This window comes from Thiobacillus sp. 65-1402, from assembly GCF_001897685.1.
Classification (GTDB): Bacteria; Pseudomonadota; Gammaproteobacteria; order Burkholderiales; family Thiobacillaceae; genus Thiobacillus.
Window position 1 is genome coordinate 26237 of sequence record NZ_MKUG01000045.1, and the last position, 7946, is coordinate 34182.

10 protein-coding genes are annotated in these 7946 nt (G+C 62.6%); 9 read left to right on the plus strand and 1 reads right to left on the minus strand.

The genetic code is table 11. The annotated features are described in order from the left end of the window. The first annotated feature begins 4 nt into the window (after nt 1-4). Together BGO62_RS03750 and BGO62_RS03755 are read left to right on the plus strand one after the other, a co-directional pair. Nucleotides 5-310: an STAS domain-containing protein gene (locus tag BGO62_RS03750; protein ID WP_296639446.1), complete on the plus strand. Its 306-nt coding sequence runs from the start codon at nt 5-7 to the stop codon at nt 308-310. A gap of 12 nt (nt 311-322) precedes the next feature. Continuing rightward, entirely contained in the window at nt 323-2044 is a 1722-nt protein-coding gene (locus BGO62_RS03755) for a fused response regulator/phosphatase (RefSeq protein ID WP_296639449.1), read from the plus strand. 95 nt (nt 2045-2139) lie between these two features. Here the strand turns inward: BGO62_RS03755 and BGO62_RS03760 are convergent, their stop codons facing one another. Then, on the minus strand, nt 2140-2946 hold the full coding sequence (locus tag BGO62_RS03760) for an inositol monophosphatase family protein (protein ID WP_296639465.1): 807 nt from the start codon (nt 2944-2946) through the stop codon (nt 2140-2142). Nucleotides 2947-2991: 45 nt separating this feature from the next. Here BGO62_RS03760 and BGO62_RS03765 point away from each other — a divergent pair, with 45 nt between their 5' ends. The 7 genes from BGO62_RS03765 (at nt 2992) to hscB (ending at nt 7846) form a co-directional block, all read left to right on the plus strand. Beyond that, nucleotides 2992-3759, plus strand: coding sequence for an RNA methyltransferase (locus BGO62_RS03765; RefSeq protein ID WP_296639467.1), 768 nt, complete (start codon nt 2992-2994; stop codon nt 3757-3759). Between the two features lie 36 nt (nt 3760-3795). After that, a complete protein-coding gene (gene cysE, locus BGO62_RS03770) occupies nt 3796-4554 on the plus strand; it encodes a serine O-acetyltransferase (protein WP_296639450.1) in 759 nt (252 codons plus the stop codon). Nucleotides 4555-4629: 75 nt separating this feature from the next. After that, nucleotides 4630-5097 (plus strand): Fe-S cluster assembly transcriptional regulator IscR, encoded by a 468-nt coding sequence (iscR, locus tag BGO62_RS03775; RefSeq protein WP_296639451.1) that lies wholly within the window; start codon nt 4630-4632, stop codon nt 5095-5097. 22 nt (nt 5098-5119) lie between these two features. Continuing rightward, nucleotides 5120-6328, plus strand: a complete 1209-nt coding sequence (locus BGO62_RS03780; RefSeq protein ID WP_296639452.1) for an IscS subfamily cysteine desulfurase — start codon at nt 5120-5122, stop codon at nt 6326-6328. A 145-nt stretch (nt 6329-6473) separates the two neighbouring features. Then, nucleotides 6474-6860 carry a Fe-S cluster assembly scaffold IscU gene (gene iscU / locus BGO62_RS03785; protein ID WP_018077347.1) on the plus strand — a complete coding sequence of 129 codons (387 nt, stop codon included), beginning with the start codon at nt 6474-6476 and terminating at the stop codon, nt 6858-6860. Nucleotides 6861-6863: 3 nt separating this feature from the next. Then, a complete protein-coding gene (gene iscA, locus BGO62_RS03790) occupies nt 6864-7187 on the plus strand; it encodes an iron-sulfur cluster assembly protein IscA (RefSeq protein ID WP_296639455.1) in 324 nt (107 codons plus the stop codon). Between the two features lie 131 nt (nt 7188-7318). Continuing rightward, nucleotides 7319-7846: a Fe-S protein assembly co-chaperone HscB gene (gene hscB / locus BGO62_RS03795; RefSeq protein WP_296639457.1), complete on the plus strand. Its 528-nt coding sequence runs from the start codon at nt 7319-7321 to the stop codon at nt 7844-7846. Nucleotides 7847-7946 lie beyond the last annotated feature (100 nt).

Here is a 7946-nt window from a genome sequence, read left to right on the forward strand (position 1 = left end):
ATTCATGGACATAGATACCCGGATGGAAGGTGGCAGGGCACGCCTGGTGCTGAATGGACGTTTCGATTTCAACAGCCACGCCTCGTTTAACGAGACGACCGATTCCCTGCTGAGGCAGACGAGCATCAGCGAACTGGAACTGGACTTCGACCAGGTGAAATATATCGACAGTTCCGCCATGGGCATGCTGCTGTTGCTCAAGGAGCGCGCAAAAGGCGCGTCGAAATCCATCACGCTGCTCAATTGCAAGGGCGCGGTGGCGCAGGTTTTCGAGCTGTCGAACTTCCGCCGCCTGTTCACCATCAAGTAAATGGATGGTCGCATGGGCATGACGGTCATGGTGGTGGACGACATCGCCAACAATGTTGCAATCGCCGGCCAGGTGGTCAAAAGAATGGGGCACCGCCTGATCGAGGCGCGTTCGGGAGAGGAAGCGCTGGAGAAGTTTCTCGCCGAGTCGCCGGACATGATCCTGATGGATGTGATGATGCCCGGGATCGGCGGCCTGGAAGCGACGCGGCGCATCCGGCAGGCGGCGGGCTCGCGCTGGCTGCCGATCTTGATGGTGACCGCGCTCACGCGTGAGGACGAGGTTCTTGAAGGGTTGCGGGCGGGGGCGGACGACTATTTGACCAAGCCGCTGTCGTTTCCGGTGTTTCAGGCCAAGATCCAGGTGTTCCAGCGGATCGCCGAACTGCAGCAGGCGCTTTCCCGGCACTCGGCGGAGCTTGCCGCCTACTACCGGCAGGCGGAAGACGAGCGGCACCTCGGGGCGCGGCTGATGGAGTACATGGTCAACCGCGAAGGGCTCGGCGACCCCGCCTTGCGCTACCGCGTGACTCCCGCATGGCATTTCAGCGGCGATCTGATCGCCGCCGCGCGCACCCCCGGGAAATGCCACCATATCCTGCTCAGCGACGGCATGGGCCATGGCCTGCCGGCAGCGATGGCTTCACTGCCGCAATTCGATACCTTTTACGCCATGACCGAGCTTGGCTACGGCATCGGACGCATCGCCGAGGTCATGAACGGCCGCATGCACACCATGATGCCTCCGGGGCGCTATGCCGCCCTGACGCTGGTTTCGATCAATCCCGTGATGGGGACGATCGAGGTCTGGAACGGCGGAAATCCCTATCCCCGCCTGGTCGATGCCGAGGGAAAAATCGTCAAGCACTGGAAATCCCGGCATGTGCCGCTCGGCCTTTTGCCGCCGGAAGAATTCTCGGCGGAACTCGAGGTGTATTCCTACGAAGGGGAATGCCAGTTGTTCCTGTGGACGGATGGCCTGACCGAGGCTGAAAATGCCGCCGGCGAGCAGTTTGGCGCTGAGCGTGCCTGCGCAGCGCTGGAATCGGCCGCGCCGGCGCATCGTTTCGAGGCGCTGGTGGCGGCGCTGGATGAGCATCGGGCGGGTGCGCTGGTGGACGACATCAGCGTGCTGATGGTGGCCGTTCCCGCTCCGGGCACGCTGGAGCAGCCGGCCGCGCATGAGGCCGCTGCGGAATACGGAAGCGATGGCCTGTGCATGTCGTTCCATTTCGAGGCGCAGGACCTGAAAAACCTGGATGTGGTGCCGACCCTGTCCGGCGTGATCGAGCGGATCGCGGCGACGAAAGAACATGCCGGCCAGATTTTCCTTATTCTGTCCGAACTGGTGTCCAACGCGCTGGATCATGGGCTGTTGCGGATGGATTCCTCGCTTAAAACGACCAGCGACGGTTTCGCCGCCTACGCGGCACGACGCCAGAACGCCTTGAAGGAACTGCAGCAGGGGTTCATCGACATCGGGATCGAAATCCTGCGGCGCGATAACCGCAGGATGGTGAAGATCTCCGTGCGCGACAGCGGCCCCGGATTCGACTGGGCAGTCCAGTCACGCATGTCGGAGAGCGGATTGCATGGACGCGGCATCGAACTGGTGCGGCGCCTGAGCCATGAAATGCGCTACAGCGGTGCCGGCAACGAGGTCGTCGTGTATTACGCGCTGAACCCTTTCAACCGCGCTATCGACAGCAGCCGGAGTCATGCGCTGATGCAGTAATTGGGTCGGCCCGCCCTTGCAGTTGAGGCGGCTCAGCGAAGCGCCCCGCTCAGGACGGGGCGAAAAAAACCGCCGCCCGCTCTTAGGAAAAGCGATCAGACCTTCAGCTCGGGCGGCAGGTGGGGCGCGAGGATCTGCAGTATCTGAGCGAAGACTTTCGGGCTGGCGGCGACGATGTTGCCGGATTCGAGAAAGCCCTCGTCGCCCATGAAATTGCCGACCAGCGCGCCGGATTCCTGTGCGATCAGGCTGCCAGCGGCAAGATCCCAGGGCTGCAGGCGCATCTCCCAGAAACCATCGTAGCGGCCGCAGCCGACATAGGCGAGGTCGAGCGCGGCGGAGCCGGGGCGGCGCAGGCCGGAGGTGGCGTGCATCATGTCGCGGAACATGCCGATGTAGGCCTCGGCGAAACTGAAGTCGCGGAAGGGGAAGCCGGTGCCGATCAGGCATTCGGAGAGTTTGCTGCGTTTGCTGGCGCGGATGCGGCGCTCGTTGAGATAGGCGCCGCGGCCGCGGCTGGCGGTGAAGAGCTCGTTGCGGGCGGGGTCGTACACCACGGCCTGGGTGATCTGGCCCTTGTGCCTGAGCGCGATGGAGACCGAATATTGCTGCAGGCCATGGAGGAAATTGGTGGTGCCGTCGAGCGGATCGACGATCCACTGGTAATCCTCGCCGTTTTTGGCATCGGCCGCGCCGGACTCCTCTGCTAAAATCCCGTGATTCGGATAGGCGTCGAGCAGGGTTTCGATGATGGCGCGTTCGGCCATCTGGTCGACTTCGCTGACGTAATCGCGATCCTGCTTGCTGCGCACGGTGAGCTGATCGAGGTCGAGCGAGGCGCGATTGATGATCGCCCCGGCTTTGCGAGCGGCTTTCACCGCCGTATTGAGCATGGGATGCATGGTGTCTGGCAATAGATTCAAAGAACGAACTCGTTATTTTACTTGATGACCCTGTCAGACCCGAAACTTCTCGCCAATATTCGCATCGTGCTGACGCGCACCAGCCACCCGGGCAACATCGGCGCGGCGGCGCGGGCGATGAAGACGATGGGGCTGGCGCAGCTGGTTCTGGTCGATCCGGCCATCTTCCCCAACAGCCAGGCCGACGCCATGGCCTCCGGCGCGACCGACCTGCTGGCGCAGGCGAGGGTGTGCGCCACGCTGGCCGAGGCCTTGGCCGACACCACCCTGGCGCTGGGCGTGTCGGCACGCCGGCGCGATATCGTGGCCGAGGTGCTGACGCCGCCCGAGGCGTCCGTCCGCTTGCTGGGCGAAGCGCAAACCGGCCCGGTGGCCCTGGTGTTCGGCAACGAGACCAGCGGTTTGTCCAACGAGGAGCTGAGCCTGTGCCAGGGGCTGGTGACGATCGCCGCCAACCCCGACTACAGTTCGCTCAACCTGGCGGCGGCGGTGCAGGTGCTCAGCTACGAGATCCGCCAGACCTGGCTGGGGCGTGCGAACTGGCCGCAGCCGGATATCGACGCGGCGACAGGCGACGAGACGGAGAAATTCTACGGCCACCTGGAAACCGCACTGGCCGAACTGGAATTTCTGAACCCCGGCTCGCCCGGCAAGCTGATGCTGAAGCTGCGGCGGCTGTTCGCGCGCACCCGGCTGGCGAAGGAAGAAGTGAATATCCTGCGCGGGATCCTGACTGCGGCGCAGGAGGCGAAACAGGCGGCGCCCAAGGCGCGGAATCCCGCTGCCCAATAGTTGACCAAATTACTCTGAAATAGCATCCTCCAGCGCATGAACCTGCTCAGCAAATTCAAGGAAGACATCGCCGTCGTATTCGACCGCGACCCGGCGGCGCGCTCGACGTTTGAAGTCGTCACCACCTATCCCGGCTTTCATGCCATCGTCATCCACCGGCTGGCGAACAAGCTGTGGCGCATGGAGTGGAAATGGCTGGCGCGCTTCATCTCGCATCTCGGCCGCTGGTTCACCGGCATCGAGATCCATCCCGGCGCCACCATCGGCCGCCGCGTGTTCATCGACCATGGCATGGGCGTGGTGGTGGGCGAGACCGCGGATATCCGCGACGACTGCACGCTCTATCACGGCGTGACCCTCGGCGGCACCTCGTGGAACAAGGGCAAGCGCCATCCCACCCTGATGCCCGGCGTGGTGGTAGGGGCGGGCGCCAAGATCCTCGGCCCGATCACCATCGGCGCCAACGCACGCGTCGGCTCAAATGCCGTGGTGGTGAAGGACGTACCGGACAATGCGACGGCGGTCGGCATCCCCGCCCGCATCCTCGACAGCGCGGCGGAAAAACAGCGCAACCAGCAGGCGGAAAAGCTGGGTTTCTCGGCCTACGCCATTTCCGCCGACATGAACGACCCGATGGTGAAGGCGATCCATGGACTGATCGACCATTCCGCCCACATCGATCATCGGCTGGAACTGATTTTGGCGCAGCTGCAGAAGCTGGGCGCGGAAATGCCGGCGGGGCAGGACAAGCCCGACGATTTCGATCCGAACTACCTGAATAAAATAGTTGACTAAATTGCTTGGGTAAGGAATAGTTGACCGAAATGCTCGGGTATTTTATAGTTCGGGCGAAATTTCAGGAGAATAGTCATGAGATTGACCACCAAGGGTCGATTTGCCGTCACCGCCATGCTCGACCTGGCGCTGCGCGGCGGCAAGAGTCCGGTGACGCTGGCCGGAATCAGCGAGCGCCAGGACATTTCCCTGTCGTATCTGGAACAGCTTTTCAGCCGCCTGCGCCGCCATGAACTGGTCGAAAGCGTGCGCGGCCCGGGCGGCGGCTATTACCTTGCCCGGCCGCTCGAAGATGTCAGCGTGGCCGACATCATTCGCGCGGTCGACGAGCCCATCGATGCCACCCAGTGCGGCGGCAAGGAAAACTGCCACGACGAACACCGTTGTCTGACGCACGACTTGTGGACGGGACTCAACGCCCACATTTACGATTACCTGGACAACGTGACGCTGGCCACGCTGGTGGCCAGGCAGGACGAATGCAAGGAAAAGGTGATTCAGGATCGCCGCGCATCGAAATCGAAGATGACGCTGGCTGTTTGAACGATTCAATTAGGGCAAAACGATGAAAACACTGTATTTCGATTATTCCGCCACCACCCCGGTCGATCCCCGCGTGGCCGAAAAGATGATCCCCTATCTGACCGAGCATTTCGGCAACCCGGCATCGCGCTCGCATCCGTTCGGCTGGGAGGCCGAAAAGGCGGTGGAAGATGCGCGCGCCCAGGTCGCCGCGCTGGTCGGCGCCGACCCCAAGGAAATCGTGTTCACATCAGGCGCCACCGAATCGAACAACCTCGCCATCAAGGGCGCCGGACATTTCTACTCGGGCACCAAGGGCAAGCACATCATCACGGTGCGCACCGAGCACAAGGCGGTGCTCGACACCGTGCGCGAAATGGAGCGCCAGGGGTTCGAGGCGACCTATCTCAACGTCAAGGAAAACGGCCTCATCGACCTCGACGCCTTCCGCGCGGCGATCCGTCCCGACACCGTGCTGGCCTCGGTGATGGCGGTCAACAACGAAATCGGTGTGATCCAGGACATCGAGTCGCTTGGCAGGATCTGTCGCGAGAAGGGCGTGATCTTCCATGTCGACGCGGCGCAGGCCACCGGCAAGATGCCGATCGACCTGAAGACGCTTCCCGTCGATTTGATGTCGTTCTCGGCGCACAAGACCTACGGCCCCAAGGGCATCGGCGCGCTGTACGTGCGCCGCAAGCCGCGCATCCGCCTGGAGGCGCAGATGCACGGCGGCGGCCACGAGCGCGGCATGCGTTCGGGCACCCTGGCCACCCACCAGATCGTCGGCATGGGCGAGGCCTTCCGCATCGCCCGCGAAGAGATGGCGACCGAGAACGAGCGCATCCGCATGCTGCGCGACCGCCTCTATGCGGGCCTGAAGGACATCGAGGAAGTGCACCTGAACGGCGACATGGATCAGCGCGTGCCGCACAACCTCAACGTCAGCTTCAACTTCGTCGAAGGCGAATCGCTGATCATGGCGATCAAGGATCTGGCGGTATCAAGCGGTTCCGCCTGCACCTCGGCCAGCCTGGAGCCGTCCTACGTGCTGCGCGCGCTCGGCCGCAGCGACGAACTGGCGCACAGCTCGATCCGCTTCTCCATCGGCCGTTTCACCACCGAGGAAGAAGTCGACTACGCCATCAAGCTGCTGCACGAGAAGATCGGCAAGCTGCGCGAGCTTTCCCCGCTATGGGAAATGTTCAAGGAAGGCGTCGATCTGAATACCGTGCAGTGGGCGGCACACTGATTTTTAGGGGCCAGGAATTAGGAGTTAGGGGCTAGAGATTGCGCGGCGAGCGCCGCGCCAAATTACAAGGGCGCGAAGCACAAAACCCCCTAGATCCTAGCCCCTAGATCCTGACCCCTACCAAGCGACTGAAAGGAGCGAAAACATGTCTTACAGCGATAAAGTACTCGACCATTACGAAAACCCCCGCAACGTCGGTTCCTTCGGCAAGGAGGATGAGGACGTCGGCACCGGCATGGTCGGCGCGCCCGCCTGCGGCGACGTGATGAAGCTGCAGATCAAGGTCGGCAAGGATGGCCTGATCGAAGACGCCAAGTTCAAGACCTACGGCTGCGGCTCGGCGATCGCCTCGTCCTCGCTGGTGACCGAATGGGTCAAGGGCAAGACGCTCGACCAGGCGATGGAAATCAAGAATACCGCGATCGCCGAAGAACTCGCGCTGCCGCCGGTCAAGATCCACTGCTCGATCCTGGCCGAAGACGCGATCAAGGCCGCGGTTGCCGACTACAAGCAGAAGCACAGTCAGGAGTAGATCATGGCCGTCACGCTTTCCGAGCGCGCAGCGCAACACGTCACGAACTACCTTGCCAAACGCGGCAAGGGCGTCGGCATCCGTCTCGGCGTGCGCACCACCGGCTGTTCCGGCATGGCCTACAAGCTGGAGTTCGCCGACGAGACGCCCGCCGGCGACGAGGTTTTCACCAGCCACGGGGTAACCGTGTTTGTCGACCCGAAAAGCCTGCCCTACATCGACGGCACCGAACTCGACTACGCCCGCGAAGGTTTGAACGAGGGCTTCAAGTTCAACAACCCGAACGTGAAGAACGAGTGCGGCTGCGGCGAGTCGTTCAACGTCTGAACTGCGGGGGCTAGGAGTTAGGATCTAGGGGCTAGGGACGGTGCGGCCCGAGGCCGCCCCGTTTTTAAAGGCGCGAAGCACAAATCCCCCTAAATCCTAGCTCCTAGCCCCTAGCCCCTAGCCCCTAAATAATGGATTTCTCCCGCACCCACTTCGAACTGTTCGGCCTGCCCACTGCCTACGCGCTCGACCGCGACAAGCTCGACGCTGCCTATCGCGAACTGCAGAATGCCGTGCATCCGGACCGCTTCGCCGCGCAGCCGGAATCCGAGCAGCGGGTGGCGATGCAGTGGGCGACGCAGGTGAACGAGGCGTACCAGACGCTCAAGCACCCGGTGAACCGGGGCGTGTATTTGCTGCGGCTGCAGGGGATCGACACGCTCGATGCCAGCAACACCAAGATGTCCCCGGCATTCCTGATGCAGCAGATGGAATGGCGCGAGTCGATCGAGGACGCGCGCGCGGGCAAAAGCGTAACGGCACTGGACGCCTTGTCCGACGAGCTGCGCGCAGCGCATCGCCGCATCGAGGCGCAACTGGCCGAGCTGATCGACGCGGCACGCGACTTTGCGGCGGCCTCCGAAGCCGTGCGCCAGCTGCGGTTCATGGACAAACTCATCGCCGAAGTCGGCGACGTCTACGAAGAACTGGAAAGTTAAGATGGCTCTGCTGCAAATTGCCGAACCCGGCATGTCCACCGCTCCCCACCAGCATCGGCTGGCGGTAGGCATCGATCTGGGCACCACCAATTCGCTGGTG

Excerpts from the sequence above, each read along its gene's own strand:
- hscB (WP_296639457.1), top strand. The coding sequence starts at position 7,319 with ATGGATTTCTCCCGCACCCACTTCGAACTGTTCGGCCTGCCCACTGCC.
- BGO62_RS03760 (WP_296639465.1), bottom strand. The coding sequence starts at position 2,946 with ATGCATCCCATGCTCAATACGGCGGTGAAAGCCGCTCGCAAAGCCGGG.
- cysE (WP_296639450.1), top strand. The coding sequence starts at position 3,796 with ATGAACCTGCTCAGCAAATTCAAGGAAGACATCGCCGTCGTATTCGAC.
- iscR (WP_296639451.1), top strand. The coding sequence starts at position 4,630 with ATGAGATTGACCACCAAGGGTCGATTTGCCGTCACCGCCATGCTCGAC.
- BGO62_RS03750 (WP_296639446.1), top strand. The coding sequence starts at position 5 with ATGGACATAGATACCCGGATGGAAGGTGGCAGGGCACGCCTGGTGCTG.
- BGO62_RS03780 (WP_296639452.1), top strand. The coding sequence starts at position 5,120 with ATGAAAACACTGTATTTCGATTATTCCGCCACCACCCCGGTCGATCCC.
- iscU (WP_018077347.1), top strand. The coding sequence starts at position 6,474 with ATGTCTTACAGCGATAAAGTACTCGACCATTACGAAAACCCCCGCAAC.
- iscA (WP_296639455.1), top strand. The coding sequence starts at position 6,864 with ATGGCCGTCACGCTTTCCGAGCGCGCAGCGCAACACGTCACGAACTAC.
- BGO62_RS03765 (WP_296639467.1), top strand. The coding sequence starts at position 2,992 with ATGACCCTGTCAGACCCGAAACTTCTCGCCAATATTCGCATCGTGCTG.
- BGO62_RS03755 (WP_296639449.1), top strand. The coding sequence starts at position 323 with ATGGGCATGACGGTCATGGTGGTGGACGACATCGCCAACAATGTTGCA.